Source organism: Paenarthrobacter aromaticivorans (genome assembly GCF_019038615.1).
Classification (GTDB): Bacteria; Actinomycetota; Actinomycetes; order Actinomycetales; family Micrococcaceae; genus Arthrobacter; species Arthrobacter aromaticivorans.
The window spans coordinates 114457-138911 of sequence record NZ_JAHOPC010000003.1; the positions used below are offsets into that span (position 1 = coordinate 114457).

Annotated in this window: 23 protein-coding genes; 11 read left to right on the top strand and 12 right to left on the bottom strand. The window is 62.2% G+C overall.

Annotated features, from left to right (window positions below; genetic code table 11):
• Positions 1-30: 30 nt before the first annotated feature.
• The 5 genes from KSW38_RS07190 (at position 31) to KSW38_RS07210 (ending at position 4839) form a co-directional block, all read left to right on the top strand.
• A complete protein-coding gene (locus KSW38_RS07190) occupies positions 31-1416 on the top strand; it encodes an amino acid permease (protein WP_216923914.1) in 1386 nt (461 codons plus the stop codon).
• 138 nt (positions 1417-1554) lie between these two features.
• Positions 1555-2607 carry a thiamine pyrophosphate-dependent enzyme gene (locus tag KSW38_RS07195; protein ID WP_216923915.1) on the top strand — a complete coding sequence of 351 codons (1053 nt, stop codon included), beginning with the start codon at positions 1555-1557 and terminating at the stop codon, positions 2605-2607.
• A 40-nt stretch (positions 2608-2647) separates the two neighbouring features.
• Positions 2648-3685, top strand: coding sequence for an alpha-ketoacid dehydrogenase subunit beta (locus KSW38_RS07200; protein ID WP_216924152.1), 1038 nt, complete (start codon positions 2648-2650; stop codon positions 3683-3685).
• Positions 3678-4007: a biotin/lipoyl-containing protein gene (locus tag KSW38_RS07205; RefSeq protein WP_216923916.1), complete on the top strand. Its 330-nt coding sequence runs from the start codon at positions 3678-3680 to the stop codon at positions 4005-4007. The genes KSW38_RS07200 and KSW38_RS07205 overlap by 8 nt, the downstream gene beginning before the upstream one ends.
• 1 nt (position 4008) lies before the next feature.
• Positions 4009-4839, top strand: coding sequence for an alpha/beta fold hydrolase (locus KSW38_RS07210; protein WP_216923917.1), 831 nt, complete (start codon positions 4009-4011; stop codon positions 4837-4839).
• Positions 4840-4857: 18 nt separating this feature from the next.
• On the opposite strand, the gene KSW38_RS07215 is transcribed toward KSW38_RS07210, so the two are convergent.
• Positions 4858-5271, bottom strand: a complete 414-nt coding sequence (locus tag KSW38_RS07215; protein ID WP_216923918.1) for a MarR family transcriptional regulator — start codon at positions 5269-5271, stop codon at positions 4858-4860.
• A 69-nt stretch (positions 5272-5340) separates the two neighbouring features.
• Here KSW38_RS07215 and KSW38_RS07220 point away from each other — a divergent pair, with 69 nt between their 5' ends.
• On the top strand, positions 5341-6024 hold the full coding sequence (locus tag KSW38_RS07220; protein WP_308169300.1) for a phosphoribosyltransferase: 684 nt from the start codon (positions 5341-5343) through the stop codon (positions 6022-6024).
• Between the two features lie 83 nt (positions 6025-6107).
• Here KSW38_RS07220 and KSW38_RS07225 read toward each other — a convergent pair whose 3' ends face one another.
• Positions 6108-7442 carry an MFS transporter gene (locus tag KSW38_RS07225; protein WP_216923919.1) on the bottom strand — a complete coding sequence of 445 codons (1335 nt, stop codon included), beginning with the start codon at positions 7440-7442 and terminating at the stop codon, positions 6108-6110.
• Positions 7443-7688: 246 nt separating this feature from the next.
• On the opposite strand from KSW38_RS07225, the gene KSW38_RS07230 reads away from it, so the two are divergent.
• Both KSW38_RS07230 and KSW38_RS07235 read left to right on the top strand, forming a co-directional pair.
• Entirely contained in the window at positions 7689-8435 is a 747-nt protein-coding gene (locus KSW38_RS07230; RefSeq protein ID WP_216923920.1) for an IclR family transcriptional regulator, read from the top strand.
• Positions 8436-8577: 142 nt separating this feature from the next.
• A complete protein-coding gene (locus KSW38_RS07235; RefSeq protein WP_216923921.1) occupies positions 8578-9372 on the top strand; it encodes a MoaF C-terminal domain-containing protein in 795 nt (264 codons plus the stop codon).
• Positions 9373-9474: 102 nt separating this feature from the next.
• Here KSW38_RS07235 and KSW38_RS07240 read toward each other — a convergent pair whose 3' ends face one another.
• Positions 9475-10950 (bottom strand): APC family permease, encoded by a 1476-nt coding sequence (locus KSW38_RS07240; RefSeq protein ID WP_216924155.1) that lies wholly within the window; start codon positions 10948-10950, stop codon positions 9475-9477.
• Positions 10951-11185: 235 nt separating this feature from the next.
• Here KSW38_RS07240 and KSW38_RS07245 point away from each other — a divergent pair, with 235 nt between their 5' ends.
• The gene (locus tag KSW38_RS07245) at positions 11186-12145 is read left to right on the top strand and encodes an AraC-like ligand-binding domain-containing protein (RefSeq protein ID WP_216923922.1); all 960 of its coding nucleotides are present in this window, start codon (positions 11186-11188) and stop codon (positions 12143-12145) included.
• A 55-nt stretch (positions 12146-12200) separates the two neighbouring features.
• Here the strand turns inward: KSW38_RS07245 and KSW38_RS07250 are convergent, their stop codons facing one another.
• The 6 genes from KSW38_RS07250 to KSW38_RS07275 all read right to left on the bottom strand — a co-directional run bounded on the left by KSW38_RS07250 (position 12201) and on the right by KSW38_RS07275 (position 19762).
• The gene (locus tag KSW38_RS07250) at positions 12201-13613 is read right to left on the bottom strand and encodes an MFS transporter (protein ID WP_216923923.1); all 1413 of its coding nucleotides are present in this window, start codon (positions 13611-13613) and stop codon (positions 12201-12203) included.
• An 86-nt stretch (positions 13614-13699) separates the two neighbouring features.
• Positions 13700-16708, bottom strand: a complete 3009-nt coding sequence (locus tag KSW38_RS07255; RefSeq protein WP_216923924.1) for an AAA family ATPase — start codon at positions 16706-16708, stop codon at positions 13700-13702.
• On the bottom strand, positions 16705-17880 hold the full coding sequence (locus KSW38_RS07260; protein WP_216923925.1) for an exonuclease SbcCD subunit D: 1176 nt from the start codon (positions 17878-17880) through the stop codon (positions 16705-16707). Before KSW38_RS07260 ends, KSW38_RS07255 begins: the two co-directional genes overlap by 4 nt.
• A gap of 71 nt (positions 17881-17951) precedes the next feature.
• Positions 17952-18887: an MIP/aquaporin family protein gene (locus KSW38_RS07265; RefSeq protein ID WP_216923926.1), complete on the bottom strand. Its 936-nt coding sequence runs from the start codon at positions 18885-18887 to the stop codon at positions 17952-17954.
• A 137-nt stretch (positions 18888-19024) separates the two neighbouring features.
• Positions 19025-19369 carry a DUF202 domain-containing protein gene (locus KSW38_RS07270; RefSeq protein WP_216924157.1) on the bottom strand — a complete coding sequence of 115 codons (345 nt, stop codon included), beginning with the start codon at positions 19367-19369 and terminating at the stop codon, positions 19025-19027.
• Positions 19370-19405: 36 nt separating this feature from the next.
• Positions 19406-19762, bottom strand: a complete 357-nt coding sequence (locus KSW38_RS07275) for a YidH family protein (protein WP_308169301.1) — start codon at positions 19760-19762, stop codon at positions 19406-19408.
• An 80-nt stretch (positions 19763-19842) separates the two neighbouring features.
• Between KSW38_RS07275 and KSW38_RS07280 the strand changes: the two genes are divergently transcribed.
• Positions 19843-20913, top strand: coding sequence for an ADP-ribosylglycohydrolase family protein (locus tag KSW38_RS07280; RefSeq protein WP_216923927.1), 1071 nt, complete (start codon positions 19843-19845; stop codon positions 20911-20913).
• Positions 20914-20937: 24 nt separating this feature from the next.
• On the opposite strand, the gene KSW38_RS07285 is transcribed toward KSW38_RS07280, so the two are convergent.
• Positions 20938-21969 carry a 3'-5' exonuclease gene (locus tag KSW38_RS07285; RefSeq protein WP_216923928.1) on the bottom strand — a complete coding sequence of 344 codons (1032 nt, stop codon included), beginning with the start codon at positions 21967-21969 and terminating at the stop codon, positions 20938-20940.
• Positions 21970-22109: 140 nt separating this feature from the next.
• Here KSW38_RS07285 and KSW38_RS07290 point away from each other — a divergent pair, with 140 nt between their 5' ends.
• On the top strand, positions 22110-22874 hold the full coding sequence (locus tag KSW38_RS07290; RefSeq protein WP_216923929.1) for a DedA family protein: 765 nt from the start codon (positions 22110-22112) through the stop codon (positions 22872-22874).
• A gap of 116 nt (positions 22875-22990) precedes the next feature.
• Here KSW38_RS07290 and rdgB read toward each other — a convergent pair whose 3' ends face one another.
• Together rdgB and rph are read right to left on the bottom strand one after the other, a co-directional pair.
• The gene (rdgB, locus tag KSW38_RS07295) at positions 22991-23653 is read right to left on the bottom strand and encodes an RdgB/HAM1 family non-canonical purine NTP pyrophosphatase (RefSeq protein ID WP_216923930.1); all 663 of its coding nucleotides are present in this window, start codon (positions 23651-23653) and stop codon (positions 22991-22993) included.
• Positions 23650-24408, bottom strand: coding sequence for a ribonuclease PH (gene rph, locus KSW38_RS07300; RefSeq protein ID WP_254186194.1), 759 nt, complete (start codon positions 24406-24408; stop codon positions 23650-23652). Before rph ends, rdgB begins: the two co-directional genes overlap by 4 nt.
• Positions 24409-24455 lie beyond the last annotated feature (47 nt).

Genomic DNA, 24455 nt, shown 5'->3' on the forward strand with positions numbered 1-24455 from the left:
GAGTATGAAATCCATAGAAGGTAGACACGTATGACAACGAAGTCCATCGCGGCTCCTGCGCCAACTTCCGGCCTTGGCCATTCACTTAAGCCACGCCAACTCACCATGATGGGGCTCGGAAGCGCCATCGGAGCAGGCCTCTTCCTCGGCTCCGGCGCAGGCATCCAGGCTGCCGGCCCGGCGGTCCTGATCTCCTACCTCGTGGCGGGAACCCTGATCATCCTGGTCATGTGGGCCCTGGGCGAGATGGCTGCCGCAAACCCCAACAGCGGAGCATTCTCCGTCTACGCCGAAAAAGCCATGGGCAAGACCGCTGGCGGCACCATTGGCTGGCTCTGGTGGCTACAGCTGGTGGTGGTCATCGCGGCCGAAGCCCTTGGCGCGGCAGGCCTGCTCTTCACCGTGTGGCCGGTGGTTCCAGTGTGGGTGCTCGCCCTGGTGTTCATGGTGGCGTTCACCGGCATCAACCTCGTGGGCGTCCGGAATTTTGGCGAGTTCGAATTCTGGTTCGCCATCCTTAAGGTTGCGGCAATCGTCATCTTCCTCCTCATCGGCGCCGCCCTACTGTTCGGCTGGCTGCCCAACGTTGCCTCACCCGGCCTGTCCACCTTCGGGGACTTCGCCCCCAACGGAATCGGCGGCATCGCAGCTGCTCTGTTCGTGGTGATCTTCGCCTTCGGTGGAACGGAAATCGTCAGCGTCGCCGCCGCTGAAACCGAGAACCCCGCGCACAGCGTCGGCAAGGCCATCCGCACTGTTGTCTGGCGAATCCTGGTCTTCTACATCGGCTCGGTATTCGTCATTGCGGCGGCTCTTCCCGTTGGCTCCGAAGGACTGAAGTCCCCGTTCGCGGGCGTACTGGACCTCGCAGGAATTCCTGGGGCCGGTGCCGCCATTACGCTGGTGGCCGTCGTTGCCCTGCTTTCGGCCTTGAACGCCAACCTGTACGGCGCCTCAAGAATGATCTTCTCCCTGTCGGAGCGCGGCGAGGCCCCGGGCTTCCTGTCCAAGCTGAACGGCTCCAAGGTGCCTGTGGCCGCCGTCGGAATTTCGGTTGCGTTCGGCTTCATCGCAACCGTCCTGGAACTGCTCTTCCCCGAGCACGTACTGCCGGCGCTCCTGAACCTTGTGGGGTCCACCTGCCTGGTGGTGTGGGGCACTGCTTTGGTCTCGCAGTTCATCCTGCGCCGCAGGGCCGACCGCGAAGGCACCGAGCTGCCGCTGCGGATGAAGGGTTTCCCGGTCCTTACGGTCGTCGGGATCGTCCTGTTGGCCATCATCCTCTTGGTGGGCTTTGCCAACCCTGAGAGCGCCGGCCAGCTGATCGGTACGTTCATCCTGATCCTGGTTATCGCCGCTGGATGCTTCCTCAACGCCAAGGCGAAGGCCGGCAAGCAGCCACTACAGACCAAGTAGCCGCCTGCTCATTGAAACCAAGAGGCCCTGTGCAATTTGTTTTGCACAGGGCCTCTTTGCGTATCCAAATTGTACAAAGTGTTTCGTTGAAACTGAGCTGATTGCGCACCCCGATTGTTGGTGACTAGTGTCACAGCCATGACAACGAAACCCGTGCTCGCCGCCGTCGATGAGGATGCGGCGCCGCTTACGCACGAACAGCTGCGTGAGCTCTATTCCCTGATGGCTTCCGTCCGCCACCTGGACTCCGCAGCCGTCGCCTGGCAACGTCAGGGCATCATTCCCGGCTACGCGCCCCAGCTGGGCCAGGAAGCCGCGCAGGTAGGCAGCGGATATGCCGTTGACCGGACCCGCGACTTCGTGTTCCCCACCTATCGCGAGATGGGCGTAGCCCGGGCAATGGGGCTGGACATGGTGGGCTACATGTCCACACACAAAGCCACGTGGCACGGCGGGATGTACAACCCGCTGGAATCCCGCTTCGCTCCCATCCAGGCCGTAGTAGCGGGATCGGTATTGCATGCTGTTGGCTGGGCCCACGGCCAGACCCTCTCCGGAAAGCCCGACGGCGAACGCGGCGTTGCCATGACGTACTTCGGCGATGGCGCATCCTCCCAGGGCGATGTCCACGAGGCCATGAACTTTGCCGCTGTGATGAAGGCGCCAGTGGTCTTCTTCATCCAGAACAACGGCTGGGCAATCTCCGTCCCTACGGAGCGCCAGGTTGCCGGCGGCTCAGTCGCTGCACGCGCCGCCGGATACGGAATTCCTTCCCTGCAGGTGGACGGGAACGACGTCGTCGCTGTCCATGAGGCAACGCGCTCGGCTTTCGCGCATTGCCGTGCCGGTAACGGGCCTGTCGTGATCGAAGCCATGACCTACCGCCGCGGACCCCACTCCACGGCGGACGACCCAGGACGATACCGCACCCTGGAAGAGGAACGCCTGAGCGCGGGTGAGGATCCCCTTGAACGCTTCAAGCAGCGCCTGCTCTCCGAGGGCGTTGCGGATACCGCATTCTTCGCCCGCGCACAGCAGCAGGCCCAGGACGAAGAGGAAGCCGTTCGCACGGGTATCGAAGCACTTGGGCCCCGTCCCGGTGCAGAGATGTTCAGCCTCGTTTTCCAGGAACCAACGCCCACCCTTCAATCCCAGGCCACTGCGTGGCGCAAGGAGTCCGAACATGTCTGAGGCAGCCACAGCACTATCGTTCGCTCCCGGGCCGGTCACGATGGAGACTGAACCCGTTCTGCACCTTTCCATGCAGCAGGCACTGAACCGCGCGCTTGACGAGATCCTGGCCGACCATCCCAAAACGGTCATCTTTGGCGAGGACTGCGGCCGCTTGGGCGGCGTTTTCCGGATTACCGACGGCCTTCAGGCCAAGCATGGCGAAGAACGGGTCTTCGACACCCCACTAGCTGAGTCCGCCATCCTGGGCATGTCGGTAGGACTGGCCATGGCGGGCTTCCACCCCATTCCCGAAGTACAGTTCGACGGCTTCGCCTACCCGGCCATCAACCAGATCGTGTGCCAAATCGCCCGGATGAACTACCGCAGCCGCGGCACGCTCCCGATGCCCATCACACTCAGGGTTCCAAGCTTCGGCGGAATCCGCGCTCCGGAACACCACGGTGAAAGCCTTGAAGCTCTGTTTGCGCACGTTCCCGGCCTCAAAGTGGTTTCGCCCTCCACCCCACACGACGCTTATCACCTCCTCAAGTACGCAGCCACGAGGCCGGATCCCGTCATCTTCATGGAGCCCAAGTCCCGCTACTGGCAGAAAGGTCCGGTAGTCGTCAGCACTGCGACTCCCGGTCAGGCAATGCTCGACGCCGGCATGGACGACGGCGGCAGCCTCACCGGCGCACGCGTTGCGCGGGAAGGTCGTCACCTGACCCTCGTCGCTTGGGGCGCCATGGTGGCACGGTGCCTCCAGGTTGCCGAACTGGCAGCAGAAGACGGCATCGACGTCGAAGTCCTGGACCTGCGCTGGCTGAAACCAATCGACGCCGAAGCCCTGGCGAGGTCCGTCGGGAAGACGCGGCGCGCCGTCGTCGTCCACGAAGCCCCCTTGACCTCAGGCCTTGGCGCCGAAGTCGCCCAACTCATCACGCAGAGCTGTTTCTCAACGCTCAAGGCGCCGGTGGAACGGGTGACCGGATTCGACGTGCCTTATCCCTCCGGTGACCTGGAGGACGAATACATTCCCAACATCGACCGCATCCTCTTTGGGATCCAACGCGTACTGGAGTACCGCCGTGGCTGAACTTTCCTTCCCGCTCCCCGATCTGGGCGAAGGCCTCATCGAAGCGACCGTCCTGGATTGGCTCGTATCCCCGGGCCAGCAGGTGGAACGCAACCAGCCCATTGTGGAGCTGGAAACCAGCAAGTCAGCGCTCGAATTGCCCAGCCCCCAGGCGGGTAAAGTGGTGCGTATTCACGGGGCGCCGGGCCAGACCATCAACGTCGGCGAACCGTTGATCGTGTTCGAGGTACCGGACGACACCGCCGGAATCGTGGGCACTGTTCCAAAGGACGAAGCACCCAAGCGCCGGGTTCGCCTGAGCGCCGTACTCGATGAGGACTGACATGATGACCGGCAGGCACACCGTGGAACAGCAAAGGCACACCGTGGAGGGAACAGACCCTGGTTTGTTTGTGGAAGTCCATGAGCCAGCCACCGACGCAGGCCTCCGCCCGGTTCTGCTGATCCACGGTTTTTCCTCATCCAGCAAGCTAAATTGGGCCGACAGCGGCTGGATCACGGCCCTCCAGGACGCCGGACGCCGGGTCATTACCGTGGACTTGCCAGGCCACGGCAGGAGCCACTCCCCCGAAGACCTGGACTCGTACACGCCCAGCCGGATCCGTGCGGACCTCCTCCAGATCTCCACGGACGCTGGAGCGCGGCCGTTGCGCGACGGCGATCCTTCCACAGGACTGGACATTGTGGGCTACTCCTTGGGATCCCGGCTGGCCTGGGAGTTCGGCGCAACCCAGCCGGACCTGGTTCACCGGATCGTCCTGGGCGGACCCAGCTCAGCGGATCCGTTGGCAGCTTTCGACCTCGTTGCCGCACAGCGGTACTTGGCTGATGGCACACCCATTGGGGACGAGTCCACCGCCGGGCTGCTGAAGATGGCACAACTATTGCCCAGCAATGACCTGTTCGCGTTGCTTTCGCTCATCGAGGCAATCAAGGGTGAGCCGTTCGACCCCGATGAAGCTGCACCGCACGTGCCCATCCTTTTGGTTGCCGGCGAAAAGGACGATCGGGCAGCCACCATGCCCGAACTCGCGCACCTCGCCGGCAAGCGGGGGGCCTTGGTGGAGACTCTTGTAGTCCCGGGACGCACCCACACGAACGTGATCACTAGCAGGGCTTTTAAGGAGGCTGCCATCGAATTCCTTGGCGTGTAGCGATGGCTCCGGCTGGCGCTAGCGGATCAACCGTTCCGCGTTAAGGCTCATTCGTTCCAGGACGCTCAACGCCATGGCATATTCATCGATCCCTATGCCCATGGATAGGTCCTGGCGGGCGGCTTCCACATAGCGGAGGGCCTCGTGGTATTTTTCCCGGCCGAGTTCGCTGAGTGCCAGGCGGTCATCAATCATGGTGATCATGCCCCTGCCCACCAACGAGGCAAGCTCCCGCTCCCGCAGACGCGTGTCATTGCCCCAGAATGGGCGCAGGATCTCATCCAGCTCATCCGGACGGACCGTTCCCTCTGCCAAAGTGGCCAGGGTCTGCCACTGCCGCCGGCTCAGCTTGACCCGGGCCAGCGTGGCATCGAGTTGGAGTTCCAGCGCGGCGTCGAGCCTCTTGATCCAATATCCAATGGGCTTGTTCACAAGCCCATGCTTCCAGCGGATGCCTCACCCGGCAAGCATTGAACGGTAGGCTGGAAGCAGCCAAATTACGTGGAAGTGGGGCAAATGGGCATGCGTTTCAAGGACCGGGCGGAAGCCGGCCGGCACCTGGCCGAAGGACTCCCCCAGTTCAGGGAACGGCCAGACACGATCGTCCTTGGCCTGGCCCGCGGAGGTGTCCCCCTGGCCGTTGCGGCCGCCTCCGCGTTGTACCTGCCCTTCGGTACCATTTTGGTCCGCAAACTGGGGATACCTGGCCGCGAGGAGACTGCCTACGGCGCACTTGCGTGGTGCCAGGGCGACGTCGTCCGCATCGTCAACAAGCCGCTCAAGGAACACGTCCTGGCCCATGGCATCAGTCAAGCCGCATTGGATGCAGTAGAGGCACATGAACGCGCCGAACTACTTAGGCGCGCCAGGCAATACCCGGGAATCGAGAACGACCTTCGAGGTAAGACCGTCATTCTGGTGGACGATGGCCTGGCCACCGGCGCCACCATGCGTGCTGCCGTGGAGGCCGTGCGGGCATCAGGTGCTCGCACGGTGATCGCCGCCGTTCCCGTGGCTTCGCTGGAAGCCGCAACGTCCTTGGCAAGGGTCTGCGACTTCATGATGGCACTGCACACGCCCGGCAAATTCCATGCTGTTGGCGCGTTTTATGACCGTTTTGAACAGTTGACGGACGACGACGTCGTGGAGCAACTGGAAGGCGCAGGCGCCCCAAGGGCGAAATAGCTGCTTACGCTCCAGGTGGGCCCGGTTTCACAACCGCGCCCACCTGGAGACCTAATTCGTTGCTGACTGGATCTGTTGTTGGCCTAGTGATGAACGCTGAAGCCGAGGGGACGGCCCTTGGTTTCCTTTGCAAGAATCACGCCCACCGCTGAGATGATGCACAGGCCCATGATGTACAGGCCCACTGATCCGGACCACTTGGTGGCATCCAACAAAGCCTGGGCGATCAAAGGAGCGAAGGCACCGCCGAGAATGGCGCCCAGGGCGTAGCCGATGGAGATTCCCGAGTAGCGGACGTGTGCAGGGAACATCTCGGCATACATGGCTGACATGGGCCCATAGGACAAGCCAAGCCCAATGGTGAGGACGAACAAAGCTGTTCCGTACAGCAGGATGTCCTTGGAATCGATTAAGGCAAACATGGGGATCATCCACGCGAACACCAGGCCGTAACCGAGCAGGAACGTCCTTACGCGGCCAATCTTGTCCGAAAGCCAGCCTCCCACCATGGTGAAGATGAGCCACCCGAACGAGGCAACCGTGGTGGCGAGGAGGACCTGCGGCGCTGGCATCTTCAGTGCTTTGGTGGCGTAGGAGATAAAGAAGGCGATCAACAGGTAGCCTGCGGCGTTGTTGGCGATGAAGATCAGTGCCGCGAGGATGACCTCCTTCTTGTTATTCCGGAACAGCTCGCTCAGAGGCGCCTTGCTTTCCGCCTTGCGCTGCGCGATTTCCTTAAAGACGGGGCTTTCCCCGACCGCGCGACGAATGAGGTAGCCCACCACGATCAGAACCACGGAGAGCAGGAACGGTACGCGCCAACCCCAGGCGGCAAAGTCTTCCTTTGACATGCCCGACTGCAGGAAGAACAGGAGGCCGGTTGCCAGGATCATGCCAATGGGCACACCGATCTGCGGGTAAGCACCGAAGAGTCCGCGCTTGGTGATCGGAGCGTGCTCCACAGCCATCAGGGCGGCGCCGCCCCACTCGCCACCGGCAGAGAAGCCCTGGACCACCCGCAGGGTGATCAGCAGAATCGGGGCCCAAAGGCCGATTGTCCCGTAGGTAGGCAGCAGGCCGATCAGGGCCGTCGCCGCGCCCATCATGACAAGCGTCATGACCAGGACTGCCTTGCGTCCCAGCCTGTCGCCGAGGTGTCCGGCAACGAAGGCCCCCAATGGCCGGAAGAGAAAGCTGATGCCGATGGTGGCGAAGGACAGAATTTGCGCCACGCCAGGGTTCGATTTTTCCAGCGGAGTCAGGAACAGCGGCGACAACAGCGTTGCCGTGAGCTGGGCAAAGATAAAGAAGTCGTACCACTCGATGGTGGTGCCGACCAAAGTCCCGGCCAGGACCCGGCGCTCTTCGCGCTTACTGCTTGGGCCCGACGCGGAGTCGACAGTGGAAGGTGCGGTCATTGGAACTCCAGGGGTGAGAGTGACTGGTCGGCGCGTGACTTGCATTAACCGACAGAACGGTCAGTTAGGAAAGACTACTACATACCGTGACCCAGCGCACAGCATTTATCTCGGCATGACGAGAATGTGGGGCTCATGAGCAGCATTGTTCTATAGTTGAATAGTCTATTCGTATATGGAACGATAGCCCGATGTGGTGTGCAACACAAGAGTTGACCGCCGCATGCCGTCACCCGCCAACATAGGATGGTTCGCATGAGTCCCCGCAGCGACGTCAAAAGTCCGCAGGAAGCAGCAACCCAGGCCCCGCCGTCGCAAACCCTCTCGCGGGGAATCCGCGCACTGGAAATCCTTGCCGAAGCCGAACGCCCGCTCAGCATCGCCGAACTCGCAGAAGCCCTAGGGGTGCACCGCTCTGTTGCCTACCGCATCCTCCGTACGTTGGAGGACCATTCGCTGTTGATCAGGGACGATTCAGGCCGCGTCCAGCCGGGCCCCGGACTGGCCGTGCTGGCACGTGGCGTCTCGCGCAACCTGCAAACAGCTGCCCTGCCAGAGCTCACCCAGCTGGCGAATACCCTGCACATGACCGCCTTCCTGACTGTTTGGGACCACCAGGAATGCGTCACCCTGGTCACCGTGGAACCCCGGCATTCAGGCGCCGCACTCGCCCAACATCCGGGAAGCCGCCACCCCATCGGTATTGGCGCACCCGGTATCGCCATCCAGTCGACCATGACCGAGGACCGTTGGCGCCAAGTAGGAGCAGGTATCCCCTACCGCCCCGAAGCGCACGAAGCCCGACGGATCGGCTACGCCACCAGCCACGACGAAGTGATCGCTGGGTTGTCATCAATCGCCGCTCCCATCCACGTCCCAGGCGGACGGCCGGCCGCCATCGCCGTCGTCTATATCCGCCTGGACCAGGACGCCGACGCCGTGGGTAAGGAGTTGGCTGCCAGCGCCATGCGGATCGAGGGCCAGCTGGCCTGAACCGCTCCTCCACAGGGCAAGCATTCTTTCTGGGTCAATAGCCCTGCCTCACGGCACAAGACGCGCAGCCAGGGGAAGCCAATACTCGAAGAACGACAGGAATCTCCTGTCGTTCTTGTTCTCGAGCACTGAGAAGGAACCCATGAGCCTGAATCTTCTTGATACCTCCAACTGGCTGCCCCTGGACGGTTTGGCGCCCGGCTTCGATGCCAACAAAGCCCCCACCGTCCAGGACCTTGCGGGACGGGAATTTACTGTCCGCAGCGATGGCGTGCCCATGAATTTCAACTTCGATGACGAAGAAGTGCAGTGGGCTGCGGCGGGACGCAACGGGACGGCACCCTATGAGGCGTTCCTCGTAACCGAGGAACTCTACTACGCCCAATGGCAGAGTCCGGTGGAGCCGGGCTTCGCCGTATCCCTGATCCTCGATCTCTCCAACGGCCGTGCACTCTACATCGGCGCTTTGCTGGGCGGCGGCTCCCGAGGATCAACCGCAGTCCACCACGATTTCCGCGCAGGGACCCTCGATGGCTTCACCGTCAAAGGAGCAGCAATCGCTGAAAGCACGGCCCTGATCGGCCGGCGCGTCGAATGGGTGTACAGCGATGCCCACGCCTACGAACACATTTATCTCAGCCCTACCTGGTACGCCTGGCAGTGCCTCGCCGGACCGGAGCGCGGCCTCGCAGACACCGATTCCAATACCGTCTTCGAAATCCGGCCCGGTATTTTCGTCTTTACCTGGCGCGAAAAGGTCATCCCGTGCGGCTCTGTGACCATAGCCGATCATCGGAGCCCCAAAGCAATCCGCTCACATGGCAGCCTTTTCGGTTGGGATGAGGCTGGCACCAAGCCCGTGCATTTCACGTTCGGCGCCCACGGCCGGTTGATCAGCATCACCCACCACACTCCGGAACTCGACCCCTCGCTCTAACTGGTCGGCTGGATATACAGCCGCAGCGGAAAGGAGAGGAAGCCCCCGGCAGTTGCCGGGGGCTTCCTCTCCTTTCCTGCGGTTTCGGTGTTCGAAGCAGTTTCAGTCTTCCGAGCCGTGGCCGATCCGGGCATAAAGCCCAGGCTGCGAGCGCCGCAGGCGCAGCCCCCACACGATCCCCAGCAGACCCGGCAGCAGCACCACCAGCGGTAGGACAAATGTTGCCGCCGTCGATTCCTTCTGACCGAGCAGGACGTTGAAGTTGGCAAGGATGAGGACAAACACTATCGCCAGGAGTACAAAGCCAAGGCCAGGCGCAACAACCCGTACCCACAGGCTGGCCCCGTGCGGCTTCCGGTGGAAGAAGCCGATCACGGCAACGGACACTACGGTCATGAGCAGGACCAGCCCCATGGCGCCGCTGTTGGTCAGCCAGGTAAACATGGTCAGTACGGGGTACAGTTCACCGAGTTCCGAACCCGATCCCGCGATTGCGAAGGCAAGGGTCACGACGACGGCAATCGCCGATTGCGCCAGCGACCCCGCGAAAGGTGCTCCGCTCCCTGTGCGGACAGCTGCGAAGAACGGCGGGATGACGCGCTCCCGGCCGAGCGAAAAGAAGTATCGGGCAACAGCGTTGTGGAAGCTGACCAGTGCTGCGAAAAGGCTGGTCACGAAAAGGATCTGCGCTATATCGCTCAAGAGCACGCCCCCGTTGGTACCCAGGAAAGCGAAGATCATGTCCGGGCCACTGCTAGTGGCTGTTTCAATGACTGCGGATGGGCCCGCGCCCACGGTCATTGCCCAAGCCGAGGCAGCATAGAACAAGGCGATGATTGCGACAGCCGCGAAGGTGGCCCTGGCAACGGTCCGCTTGGGATCCTTGGACTCCTCGCCATAGATGGCGGCCGATTCGAAGCCCATGAAGGCAGCGATTCCAAAGGAAAGGACTGCGCCAATGCCGGGCACGAACAGGCTCTCCGGGCTGAACGATGCTGCAGTGACTCCTTCAGGTGCCACGGCCAGGCTGATGACGTCGTAAACGATGACCACCAGGAACTCCAGAGCCACCAGGACGCCCAGCACCTTTGCCGAGAGGTCAACCCGGTTGACGCCCAACCAACCAACAATTGCGATGCACACCAGCACTGGGATCCACCACGGAACGCTGATGCCCAGCCTTGCCGAGAGCAGTGAGGAAACGGTGAAGCCGAAGAGCCCATAAATGCCCACCTGCATCAGGTTGTAGGCCATCAACGCGACCAGCGATGCTCCCACACCGGCCGGCCTGGAAATGCCTTGGGCAATGTAGGCGTAGAAGGCGCCCGCGTTGGTGACGTAACGGCTCATGGCCGCATAGCCGACCGCGAAGAGACCCAGGATGCCGCCGAGAATCAAGAACGAAAGCGGAACGCCGGTTACCCCAGTGACGGCGAAAGTGGTGGTTACTCCACCTGCAAGGACTGTCAGCGGCGCCGAGGCCGCAATAATCATAAAGGTCACGGCTGGTACCCCAAGACGCCTCTTGTTGTCTGCGGCTCCAGCGATCATGCCCTTGACGGGGTTATCCACGCTCATAGTGTGCTCCTGCCTCGGTGCCGGACGGAGATTGCGCGGCACGGTGTCGGTCATTCCGCAATCCTCCTCCGCCAAGGCATCGCGTGACTTGTCTCACACGGCAAGGTGTTTGTCGGTGCACGCAAGCACAGCCCCGCAAAGTCCACCGGTGTAGAATCGTGGGCAAGCTCACGTCCGCGCCGGTGGCATTCTGTACCGGCGCCATCAGGTACGGCGGGCATTGAAAGGGACCTTGATGACCGTCGCGGCTGATACCGGCCCCGCAACCGTGCACACAGTTGTGGCGGATTCGTTCCAGGAATGGAGCCGGGCCATCTCAGCATCCTTCGTGCCGTTGCTGGCCAAGGGCCCTAAAGAGCTCGCCTTCCACGGGACAATGCGAGCCCGTGTCCTGGGTCAAATTTCCGTGGTCGAAGTAACAGCTGGTCCCCATACGGTCCTGCGAACGCCTGAGTTGATCGCCAAGTCCACTGGACGCTTCTTCAAGCTCAGCATCCAGCTCTCCGGGACTGGCCGACTGGTTCAGGACGAACGCGAAGCGGTGCTCGGTCCCGGGGACCTCTCCATCTACGACACTTCCCGCCCTTACCAACTAACGTTCGACGACGACTTCCGCACTTTGGTGCTGATGTTCCCGCACGTCCTGCTCGACTTGCCGGCCGAAGCCATGGGCCACGTAACGGCCCTGCGGATTCCCGGGGACGAGGGCCTCGGCGAACTCATCAGCCCCTTCCTGGTAAGGCTCGCCGATAACCTCGAAGCCCTTTCAGGGGCAAATGGCCTGCGTCTGGTCCATAACGCACTGGACCTGGTCACTACCCTGTTCAACGGGGAACTCGACCAACTCATCGAGACAGGCCGCGACCCCCACCTTCTCTTGCTGGGCCGTATCCACGACTACATCGAAGCCAATCTGGGCGACCCCGAACTTTCCCCGGGAACCATAGCCGCCGCCCACTACATCTCCACCCGGCACTTGCACGATCTTTTCCAGGAGATCGGGACCACCGTGGCCGCATCCATCCGGCAGCGCAGGCTTGAACGCTGCAGGCGCGACCTCCTGGACCCGGTCCTGGCAGACCGGCCCGTCACGGCCATTGCGGCGCGGTGGGGATTCACTGACGCAGCCCACTTCAGCCGGATCTTCAGGGCCGCCTTCGGGAACTCCCCCACCGGCTATCGCAACAGCCACTGACCGGGGGCCGGGCCGCGGAACCTAGCTGCCGCCGGGATGATTGTCCGCATCTGGACTACGACTGAGGCCGACGCTTCATGACCAGATAAGTCAGAACTCCCAGTACCAACAAGCCTGCTGCCGCAGCCATGGATACAACGAAGGCTGCACCGGGACCCTGGGTCTGTGCCAACTGCCCGGCAAGGTAGGAACCAAGCGCAGTACCGGCCACGATCCCGCTGGCCAGGGCCGTCATCACGGTAGCAATACGGCCGGTGGGGGCAACCACGCCACCGATGCTGAACACCGTGACCATGACTGGTCCCACGGGGATTCCCAGCAGCAGCAGAACCAACACCATGGGCCAGATTCCGGCGGGAACCAGTAACAGGAGCGCGAACAACGACATCGCCAGGGCAGCGGCAACCCACCTGGCCGCAAGGCTAAAGCGCTGCGGCCAGAAAGCAACGGACAACGCCGCCACGGCAGAGCTCAAACCCATCACGGAGTAAAGGAGCCCGGCGATTTCCGCGGTTGCGTACTGGGCAGAAAAGGCGCTCAGGGCATTCTGCGTCGCACCAAAAAAGGTGCCCATGCACACCATGGCCACCACCGGAACGGCCACTACGGCGCCCGCCCAGCGGTTCCGTCGTCGGGCTGTGTGTTCACCCGCGCTTCCCACGACGACGGCCGTGGCCTTCCGCAGTGCCGGCACCACGGCTTGCTGGCTGGGGTGCACCGCGAAGGCCGGTACAAGCGTAATGGTCATGACCGCCGCCATGGCCAGAGGCAGCCACGGAGCAACCAAGCTGGCAAGAATACCCACAAGGGCCGGTCCTAACACGAAAGTGATCTCGTCAGCGGTGCTTTCATAGGACAGCGCGGTGTCCAGATCCGCGCGACTGGCAGCGACGCTCCGGCTACCGCTCGCGGGCGCACTGGCTGCGGCAGCGTCTCCGGCGGAACCACTGGCCTTGCGTGCTGTCGACAAATTCCGGGTGGTCAGCGCCATCCAGCGAACACGGGCCATGGGGCCAACCTGCGGGCAGCTCGCACCAGCCACGAAACCTGCAACGAGCACCCCTGTCGCGTCCAGCGCAGAGGCATAGCTTGGGCTCAGGTAGGCGGTGGCAAGGAGGCCGGCAACGGCCAGGGTATTGACCACTGCCGCTACGAGCAACACGACACGTTGGCCGGCGCGATCGGCCAACGAGCCGAGGACAGGGGCTCCAGCGGCTGAACCGATACCTACTGCCCCGGCAGCCATGCCACCGATTGCGTAAGAATGACTCACTGCTGTAACCAAGGTCAGTGTTCCCACGGTGAGCATTGCCAAAGGGAGTCTTGCGAAGAGGCCGAGGGGCAGGAACCCCGGCCCGGCGAGCTCAGGCAGCCGTGCGAACCTCCCGGGCAGGCGGGATCGATGCGAGGACGAGGTTGTGGTCAGTTGCGAAGGCATTGACCTTGAGGCCAGTGAAGATTTTTCCATGATTCCGGGTTCGCTAAAGTCTGCGCATCGTCCCTCCTCCCGATGCGCGCGACCCGGTGTAACGGATCAAGTCTATCGGATGCGGCTCAGGCAGGCATTGCTTCGGCAACAACCACCGTGGAACCATGGCGGCCCTTGACCACGTGCAACTGGCTGCTGATGCGTTGCTTCATTTCTGCCACGTGGCTGACCAGCCCGACGACCCGGCCGCCGTCGCGCAAACCCTCCAAGGCATCCATAACCTGTTCCAAGGCTTGCTCGTCCAGGCTTCCGAAGCCTTCGTCGACAAACAGCGTTTCAATGTCCACTCCGCCGGCCTCCTGCTGTACAACATCCGCAAGGCCAAGGGCCAGCGACAAGGACGCCATGAAGGACTCTCCGCCGGAGAGCGTGGATGTGTCACGTCGCTGGCCCGTCCATTCATCCACCACTTCCAGTCCGAGACCGGATTTCTGGTTCCGTGCAGCCCGGGCGTCAGAGTGCTGCAAGGTGTAGCGTCCGTCGCTCATGGCAACGAGTCTCTCCGAGGCCGCGATCGCGACTTGCTCCAGCCTTGCAGCCAACACGTAGCTGTTAAGGCTCATTCGGTAGCTGTTGTCTCCTGCGCCGCGAAGGGTGTCCGCCAGACCACCCAACAGGTTGGCATGCTCGCGCGGTTCCCTTCCTGCCGCGGCAAGGTTTTGATACTCCGCGCGGATCCTCTGCACAGACCGCACAGCTTTGCTTGCGAGCCCCGCCGAAAGCGCCAGTGCCTTTGCAGCTTCCATGGCGTGGGCAGCCTCAGTCTTGGCGACCCTGAGTTCGTCCTCCGACAGAGGCAGTTCGCCTATGCTGACTTCCTTCGCTGCCATGACCAGTTCCTCGCCGGCAAACAGTTCATCCAGGCGGGCAGCTTCGGCCTCGAAATCTGCGAGTGCATTCTCCAATGCCACAACATCCGAGGGTGACATGAGCTCGCGACGCACATCCTCGACCGATGAAAATCCGGACCCGGGCAGTGCCCTTTCCAGGGCCGCGAGCGCCTCCAGGCGCGCAGCCCCGGCACGTTCGAGTTCGTTCGCGGCATCCACGGCAGCCTGAAGCAGCAAACGCTGGGAGGTGAGGGCTTCTGCCCGCGCATGAAGGCTGGCGAAGCCCTGCCTCAGGCCGGCTAGCTCCTGTTCAATCACAAGGTACTGTTCCTGAAGCAACTCGACAGCAGAGCTTGCTTGCGAGGCGGCATTCGTTGACCCGGCATGCTCCTCCTGCACGAGGGCAATGCGTTTAATGAGATCCTCATGCTTTTTGCGGAGCTTCTCCAACGCACCAGAAGCCTTTCGGGCTTCGATCGCCGCAGCTTCGGATGCGGCCAAACGGGCGGCCGATTCCTCTGCATCTGCGGAGCCGCCCTGGGCAGCAAGGCCCGCCAGCAACTGTGCGGCTGCTGATACCTCTTCCGCGCTGCGTCCCAGAGCCTTCTCGCTGGCTTCAAATAGTTTGCTGGCCTCTTCCTCTTCCTGGGCGATGGAAAGAGCAGAGCGGGCTGCGGCGGCGGGGTTCGGGTGCTCGTTGCTGCCACAAACGGCGCAAGGCTGCCCAGGCGCTAGGGCTGCCGCGAGCTCACCGGCGGCATTGGCCAAGCGTGCCTCCCTCACGTCAAGCCATGCTTGCCTGAGGTCCTGCGTTTTGTTGCGGGCGCGGGCGTGGCGCTCAGTGACGTCCTTCAACTTGGCGGCTGCAGCTTTATGACGGGACACAATCGACACTAGTTCGGCGGCGGCGGCTGCCTCGCGCTCCAGGTGTTCGACGCGGGCAGCCGAGGGTTCCAGTGCTTCCGTCCCGGCCTCTACCGCTGATTCCTCGGCTCGAAGGTGGTGCAGGGACTCTTCTGCTGCTTGGGCGGCCGTCAGGTGGCTGGAGTGTTCTGTTCGTTTGGTTGAGAGTCGTGTGGCAACGTCCTCCATGCGCCGCTCATCTGGAAGCCGGGCTTCGAGGACGGCAAGGGTGGTCTTTACTGTCTCAAGCGCAACCACAGGATGTGCCGCATCCATGCCCTTGGATTCAAGCTGCTCCCGGGATCTGTCCCTCTCCACCAAGGCAGACCGGAACTTACGGTCCGCAGCGTCCAAGGCGTCCAGTTGTCCCCCAAGGACGGCGGCACGGCGATGTCCTCCCAGCTTTTCCTTATTTTCCAGTGCCCGCGCAGCAGCCATTTCATGCAGAACCCGCCGCTGCATCCCCGCAGCGAGCCTGGCATGCCGCTGCGCCTTCTCCTGGTCCTCCTGAAGTTGTTCGGCAAGCCTTGTGGCCTGGGCATCAGCTGCGGTGGCCTCGTCTTTACGTCGCCCACCTTCTTCCAGCAGCTCCATCTCCAGGGCCGCGAGCCATGCCTCTGGCCCCTCGGCAGCTGTCTCTACATTTGCCAGCGCATCGGAAAGGCCAAGCTGCTCCCGTTCTGCGGCCGCCCTGCCAAGCAACATCTTCAGTTCAGCCGCATTGTCCTGGACGGCGCGCGCAGCTTCGGCTGCCTGCCGCGCAATTTGCTTCTCCACAGACTCGAATCGCTGCGTCCCAAAGAGTTTTTGGAGGAGCTCGAGCCGATCATTGGCTTTGGAGCGCAGGAACGCCGCAAAGTCACCTTGGGGAAGCATCACGACGCGCGTGAACTGGTCCCGGTCCATGCCCAAAAGCTCGGAGAGCTCGGCGCCGACTTCGTCATTCCGCGAAGATTTTTCCTCCCAGACTCCGGAAACCGACTCGCGGAGCAGCGTCTTGGCTTGTTGGGTGGTGAAACCGTTCCGGCCACGCGCGCTGGGGCGTTCCCAAGCCGGGGAACGCCTGACTTCGAAGCGCCTGCCACGGGCCGAGAATTCACACACCACACGTGGTTCGGCACCCGGCGCTGCATGATCGCTGCGAAGGCGCTTACCTTCCTGGCGCGCACCCGGAACGGAGCCATAGAGGGCGAAACAGATGGCATCGAGGATGCTGGTCTTGCCTGCCCCGGTGGCGCCATTAAGCAAAAACAAACCCTGCGCACTGAGTTGATCAAAATCAATGTGCTGCGCAGTGGCAAAAGGCCCGAAAGCCTCAATTTCCAGTCGATGAATTCTCATAGCTCAGCCTCCTCCAGGCGCACGGCCTCGAGGGCAGCACGAAGGGCAGCTTCTTCCGCAGACCCGGGACTGCGCTCACGAACGTGTTCCAGGAATCCACAGCAGACTTCGAGGTCGTCCTGGGCGGCTGCAAGCCTGCTGCTGTAACTGACCTTGTCTTTGGGACCAGCACCCTCGGGGTCGAAGGACAGGACCAAGGTGTCAGGAAAGCGGGTCCGGAGCTGCTCCATAGCCTGGGCGGGCCGTTCGGCGTCCGTGAGGGTGATTTGGCAATAGGCAGCTTCAGCCCAGGAGTGCTCGCCTGATTCAAGGAGATCGTTCAGCTTGCCTCGCAACACGGCCAGGCTCTTGGCTGCTTCCCAAAGAACTTCCTGGACACCTGCGCTTCCATCGGCATCGATGTCGATCAACCACGCGCCCTTGCAATGTTTGGCTTCGGAGAACGAATACGCCAGCGGGGAGCCGGAGTAGCGGACATTCGGGGCCAGTTCCTGCCGGCCATGCAAGTGACCGAGTGCCGTGTACGCAAAATCCTCGAAGAGATCCAAGGGCACCGCACCCAACCCTCCGATGCTCAAGTCCCGTTCACTGTCAGAAGTGATACCCCCACTGGCAAAAGTGTGTGCAAGGACCACTGGATGCACTGCGCCTGATTTGCGGCGGTCCTGGAGGTCGCGCCGAATCCGCTCGGTTGCTTCATGGGTGACCTCGAAATGACTCGCGGTCTCCACTTCCAGCCGGTCCGCGACAAGCCGCGGTTCCAAATAGGGAATCCCATAGATCGCAAGTGTGGCGCTGCTCTCCCCATCTTTTCCGAAGGGAACAAGCACGGGAACGTCCAGGTCCTCCACCCTTGTCCTGAGGTGAACACCGCCGCGTTCGAGCAAGCGGGACGCGAATCCGAGCCGAATGGCCGAATCGTGGTTGCCGCTGGTGAGCACTACGGTGGCCCCGGCTTGGGTAATACGCACCAAGGCGTCGTCGAGAAGTTTGACGACGTCGAGTCCAGGCAGGGCGCGATCATAGACGTCACCCGCAATGAGGACGACGTCTACAGACTTCGCTTCCACGAAGGACACGAGCTGGTCCACGAAACCGCGCTGGGCTTCAAGCATGCCAACGCCGTGGAATGACCGGCCGAGATGCCAATCGGAGGTATGGAGTAACCGCATATTTTCAAGCTAACTGTGGGCACCGACAAAAAAGCGCAGACAGGCCGTCCGGCGTCGATCCTGTCCGGCTGCTAGCCCTTCTTTCCGTCAAAGAAGTTGCGTGCGTCATCTGCGGCAGCTTCTTTCCGAACAGTCCCGGTCTCCACTGCCACTGCCTCTGCCTCTGCCTGTGCCTGTGCCTGTGCCTGGAAATCGTCAGTGTCATCGGCATCCAGGTGCTCGCCTTCAATGGTTCCGGCCGTCGCTGACGCCGAGTCATCTCCAAGGCTGGTGGCCGCGGAGGCGTAGGCAAAGCCGCGGAAAGCCAGTCCGGCCAGTGCAGCCCCCATCAGCGGCGCCACCCAGAAGAGCCACAGTCCTTCCACCGCCCACGAGGGGCTGAAGAAAGCCAGGGCAGTTGCGCGTGCCGGATTGAAGGGAAGGTTGCCCAAAACCTGGCCAAACTGCAGCAACACGGCGACGCAAAGGCCTACAGCAAAGGGAGCCACGGCAGGAAAGGCGCGGCGTCCGGCAGTCGCTCCAAGGAACACTGCAACCAGCAAAGCGGAGCCAACAACTTCAACGATCAAGACCCCTGCCATCTGGGTTTGGGCAGCAGCATGCTCTCCATAACCGGCCGCCACAGAGCCAAAGGCCGCCCGCGCATCCGTCAGGACCGGAACTGTCAGAACCACAACGAAGGCGAGAGCTGCGCCGATGACGCTGCCGATGATTTGGGCCGCAAGGTACGCCACGGCTGCCAGCGCACGGATACGGCCGGCAATCAGGTTGCCCAGAGTGATTATCGGGTTGAAGTGACCGCCGGAAACATGGCCGAAGGCCAGCATGGCCACTGTCACCGTCAGGCCGGTCGCAAGGGCGGCGGGTAGGGGCGCTGATGAAGGGTTCGAGAAGATCGACACACCCACGGCCACGAGGACGACAAACATCGAACCGACGGCTTCAGCTGACAGCCGCGCGAACAGCACCGGTTCGTGGTCGGTCGTGGCTTGCACAGGAGAGGTCATGTCGAATGATTCCTTACGATTGGTGGTGTTGGACCAGCTGACAGGCTTCGTTGCGCGCTGGGCGAGGGAAAGCCCTTGAGCATCCTGCCAGTTGAGTCTGAACAGTTGCTGAGTCCCTGCTGACTCCCGATCCGAGCTTAGCCGCCCAAGGCGATGGCCGCGATCGCGGTTCCGCCCAGCCCTATCACGGCAAGGGTGCTGACAAAGATGAGTCGTGCCGAAGCTGCTTCGTTTCCAGCATGAAGCTGCCGTGAGCGGACCCACACCACACAAGCCAGGACAATGGTGGCGGCAGCAGCCATGAGAGCGCAGATACCTTGGTAATCCAGCCCGGGAAGGCCCGGAATGAGACGGCCCGTCGAGGGCTCTGAGGTAAGCCAACTGCGCCAGATGAACAGATCCACCACCACAAGCGAAATGAGGGTGCGGCGCCAGGCCAGTGTGGTTCGTTCCGGCTGCAGACCGGGATCACGGAGGTCCATGCTCAACTCGCAAGCCTCGTCATCACGCAAACCGGGTCATCGCGCCACCAAAATCAGTACGGCGAAAGCGAATGCTGCCACTGCCACCACGATCGTCATGAGCAGCATGACCCAGGAGAACGGCAAGGCTTCATCGTTGCGCATGGCAGCTTCCATTTGCCCCCACCTGCGGTATGACAGTGCGGCCAGGCCGGCGCCGATGAGGGACAGAAGCACACAGAGGACGATCCTGACTGGCTGGGGGGCAATGTTCGGAGCCAGCTGATCAATGGCAATCGACCCAGCCAGCAATGCCAGCGAGGTACGGATCCAGGCAAGGAAGGTGCGTTCGTTCGCCAGGGAGAACCTGTAGTCAGGTGTCTTGCCTGTACGTCGCCAAGCCGGTTCACGCACGTCGTCTCTCCAAATTTTCCTAGTGCTGGGCAGCCTCCCAACCATATCAGCGGTGTTCCCCGGCACGGTAAGTTGATGGCATGAGTCTTGAAGCGTCCTCCCTCGCCGTCCCGTCGTTTGAATCCCGCGTCCACGGGACACTCCTGGGAGGGGCATTGGGTGATGCCCTTGGCTACGCAGTGGAGTTCGACCGCCTTGATGCCATTCGTGCCCGTTACGGTTCCGCCGGGCTCGCCTCCTTTGACCAGCTCGACGATGTCGGCCAGTTTTCGGACGACACGCAAATGACGCTGTACACAGTGGATGGCCTGGTGGACGCCCTCGAATGGGCCAATGATGGGGTGGCAGCAGATGAGATCGCCTGCCTTTGGCTGGCCTACCTTCGCTGGCTGGCAACCCAAGATGTTGCGGTTTCCCCTTCTGCCCCGGTTCCGCAACCGCGGTGGATAGACGGCCAGGAAGTACTCCGGCGTCGTCGGGCCCCGGGGAACACATGCCTCAGCGGATTGGCTTCAGGAGACATGGGCACTGTGGCCAGGCCAGTCAATCCAGATTCCAAGGGTTGCGGCACGGTCATGCGTTCAGCACCCTTTGGACTCGTGCCCCATATCTCGCGTGAAGCCGTGTACAAACTCAGTTCGGATGCCGCGTCCTTGACTCACGGACACCCGTCAGCGCGGCTGAGCGCTGCTGCCTTCAGCTTGATGATCCAGAATATTGTGGCCGGCAGTGACGTCCGCACCGCAGCTATTGATGCCCTGGATTACGTTAACGGCCTCCCGACCAAGGCTCCCGAATTAGGTGACCGTTTGGAAGCAGCGTTGAGGTTGTCGTCGGAGCCCGCTCCCCTCAGTCCTGAAACGCTGGTAACCGCACTGGGTGAGGGCTGGGTCGCTGAGGAAGCACTCGCCGTCGGGCTCTATGCCGTCCTGGCCACGCAATGCAGTGAGCCGACGGAACACTTCCGCAAAGCTATCGCGGTTGCCATCAACCACAGCGGCGACAGCGATTCCACCGGTTCCATCGCGGGAAACATCCTGGGCGCCTACTATGGCGAACCAGCACTTCCTGCCGAGTGGCTCGGGGCACTGGAAGGCACGGAGGTCATTCGTGGCATGGCGGACCGGTTGCTCGCTGTCACTACAGGGTGATCAGCTGCCCTCCGGACGCGCGTGTTAGTTTCCGCCCACCATTTGCAGGAATTCCCCTTCCGAGACAACCTCGATCTGCTGTCCTTTCGCATGGAGTTCCAAAACCCGCTTCGCCTTTCCTGTCAGCCGTCCAGCGCGCAGGTCTCCGGCCACGAACCCGTCGCCCACCACAAGGACGGTGGTGCGTGCGGTCACCCTGCTTTCTGGTCGTGCACCCATCTCTGCAGCACGGGACTTTGCCTCCGGACGCGTCATGATGAGATCGCCCGTGAAGACCACCGTCTGGCCGAACAGTGGGTGCCCCGGTTCGGCTGTGGGATTCGGCAACGGATTGGGGCCTTCCTCGGGCCACGCCGAGAATGGACGACCCGTACCGTTCAGGGCGCCTTCCAGGGTTTGCTCCGCAAGGCTTCCTGCCTTCTTACCTCTGGACCCCGCCCCTGCGAGAGCGGCAAGGGTGGGCTTGGAGAGGCCATGCATGGGATCGAAGGCAGGTTGCCTGGGCAAGGTGAGGCCCAGCGAAAGATAGAGTTCCGCGATGCTGTTGGCGTTGTTCCGACGGGCGATGTCCACCAGGATTCCTGCACAGGCGCGTGCGTCCTCGGCGGCATCGTGGTGGTTGACCAGGGGTACTCCCGCTTCCTCCGCTGCATACGGCAGGGAGTTGGACACCAATGAGTAGCAGCGGCGGGACAGCATCACCGTGCAAACGTACTCGTAGGCTGGGCCCGCAAGCCCCGAGACTTCCAAACCGGATCGGATAACGCCCAGATCAAAGGCTGCGTTGTGTGCTGCAAGTACGTCGTTGCCGATGAAGGCGCCAATTTCAGGGAAGAGGTCTCCGAATCTGGGACGGCCGGCAACGTCTTCGGCACGGATGCCGTGGATGCGGGTGTTGTGAAACTCGAAGTGGTCATGGTTCTCCGGCGGGCGCATGAGCCAGGAGGCTTCTTCCACCACCACACCGCCGCGGACTTTGCTGAGGCCGACCGAACACGGCGACCCCCTGAAGCCGTTGGCTGTTTCAAAGTCGATCGCCGTAAAGTCCAATGCCACTGGACAAGGTTACAGGCGGAAAGGGTGGGCTCTTGCCGATTTCCGCGGCGGGGCGGCGTTTCCGGGCAGCTTTGTGGCGAGGGTTACGTCACCGCCCGACGACGGCGGTCCAGTAGGCTTGATAGGTGATCTTTACTGCGATGAGCGACTTAGCCGTATCCACTTTCGGGGGCGCGGGACCGGTGCGTCCACCCATGGCCTCGTTCCTGCCGGACTGGCTGAACCCCCAGGTCTTCCTGGCTGATCCAGCCTTGGCGCCGTGGGTCGTGCTGTTGGTTTGCGGCATTGTCTTTGCCGAAACCGGCCTGCTGGTGGGCTTCTTCCTGCCCGGTGATTCCATGCTGTTCACCGCTGGCCTTCTTGTGGCCACAGACACCATCAAGTTCAATGTCTGGGGCTTGGCCGCCCTCATCATCGTTTCTGCGATCATTGGCAACCAGACCGGCTACCTCATTGGTTCAAAGGCCGGTCCCGCAATCTTCAACCGCCCCGACTCCAGGCTGTTCAAGAAAGAAAACGTCGAAAGCGCCCACGCTTTCTTTGAGAAGCATGGTGGCAAGGCCCTGATTTTGGCCCGGTTTGTCCCCATTATCCGTACGTTCGTTCCGGTGATCGTCGGCGTGGCGCAGATGGACAAACGCAAGTTCTTCCTCTTCAACGTCATCGGCGCCACACTCTGGGGCGGCGGCGTCACCTTGCTGGGATACCTCTTGGGTGACCGCATTCCGTGGGTCAGCAGCAACCTGGACATCATCTTCATCGTCATTGTCCTGATCTCGGTCATCCCCATCATCATCGAGGTAACCCGCGGCGTCGTGGCCAAGCGCAAGGCTGCCGCGGAAGGCAGCAATCCCGTGGAGGAATTCATCGAGGAGCACGAAAGCGGAAAGCACCGCGAGAAGTAGGCCTCACCGCACTCAAATGCCATACAGGAGAAGGCACCCCGCAAAGGCGGGGTGCCTTCTCCTGTATGTCTCAAGCCGGGCTTCCAAAAGCCGGTTTCCAGTGTTGGTTGGAATTGTTAGCTGGAATGAACACCCGAGAGTGCAGCAACGATCGCGGGGAGCAAAGCCCGGAACGCCTGGCCGCGATGGCTGATGGCGTTCTTTTCCTCGGATGTCAGCTCCGCGCAACTCCGGTCCATGCCCACGGGCTGGAGCACAGGGTCATACCCGAACCCACCCTCACCCCGCGGCTCGCGCAGCAGCGTACCTTCAAGCTGCCCGTACTCAACCGTTTCGTGCGTAATTCCATCTGCTCCGGGCACTGCCAAGGCTGCCGCGCAGACAAAAGCTGCCCCGCGGAAGGCGTCCGGCACATCGGAGAGTTGAGCGAGCAGCAACCGCAGGTTCGCTGCGTCGTCCCCGTGCTTTCCCGACCACCGGGCTGAGAAGATGCCCGGCGCACCGCCCAGGACATCAACGGAAAGTCCTGAGTCGTCGGCGATGGCCACCAAACCCGTTGCCTCAGCCACGGCACGCGCTTTCAGGAGTGAGTTCTCAGCAAAAGTGACCCCGGTTTCCGCAACGTCCGGTGCACCAACGGCAGCTGCATCCACCACTTGGGTATCGACGTCGAGCCCTGGAACCTGCCCACGAAGCAGCTCACGGAGTTCCTTCAACTTTCCCTGGTTGTGCGTTGCCAGGACGAGCCGCGGAGCACCGGAGGAACCGTCGCCGCTCACGGAGCTTCCGCCAGCGTCTCGCGCTGGATAGCCGCAAGCTGGCCCGTGCCGATCAGGGCGAGGTCCAACAGGGCGTTGAGTTCATCGCGGTCGAACGGAGCGCCCTCAGCGGTGCCCTGGACCTCCACGAACTTGCCGGATCCAGTGACCACCACGTTCATGTCTGTTTCGGCCCGGACATCTTCGACGTACGGCAGGTCCAGCATCGGCACGCCATCGATGATGCCCACCGAAACGGCAGCAATCGTGTCCACCAGCGGCTCAGCATTACGGGCGATGAGCTTGTTTTCACGGGCAAACCGAATCGCTTCGGCAAGCGCCACATAGGCGCCGGTGATGGCCGCGGTGCGGGTACCGCCGTCGGCCTGCAGGACATCGCAGTCAAGGACGATCGTGTTCTCGCCCAGCGCTTTGGTATCGATGATGGAGCGCAGCGAACGGCCAATGAGTCGGGAGATCTCGTGCGTACGTCCGCCGATCTTGCCCTTCACTGACTCACGATCGGATCGGGTGTTCGTTGCCCGGGGCAGCATGGCGTATTCGGCGGTAACCCAGCCACGGCCCTCGCCCTTGAGCCAGCGTGGAACGCCTTCGGTCAGGGAAGCCGTGCACAGTACCCGGGTGTTTCCGAACTCGATGAGCGCCGAGCCCTCGGCCTGCTTGGACCAGCCGCGGGTAATGCTGATGGGACGCAGTTGATCGGGGGTCCGGCCGTCGGCGCGGATAACGGGTGTGGCTGTAGCTTCAGAAGTCATGGTTCAAGCTTAGCGACGATGGGACAACGCCCGACGCCGTCCATTGG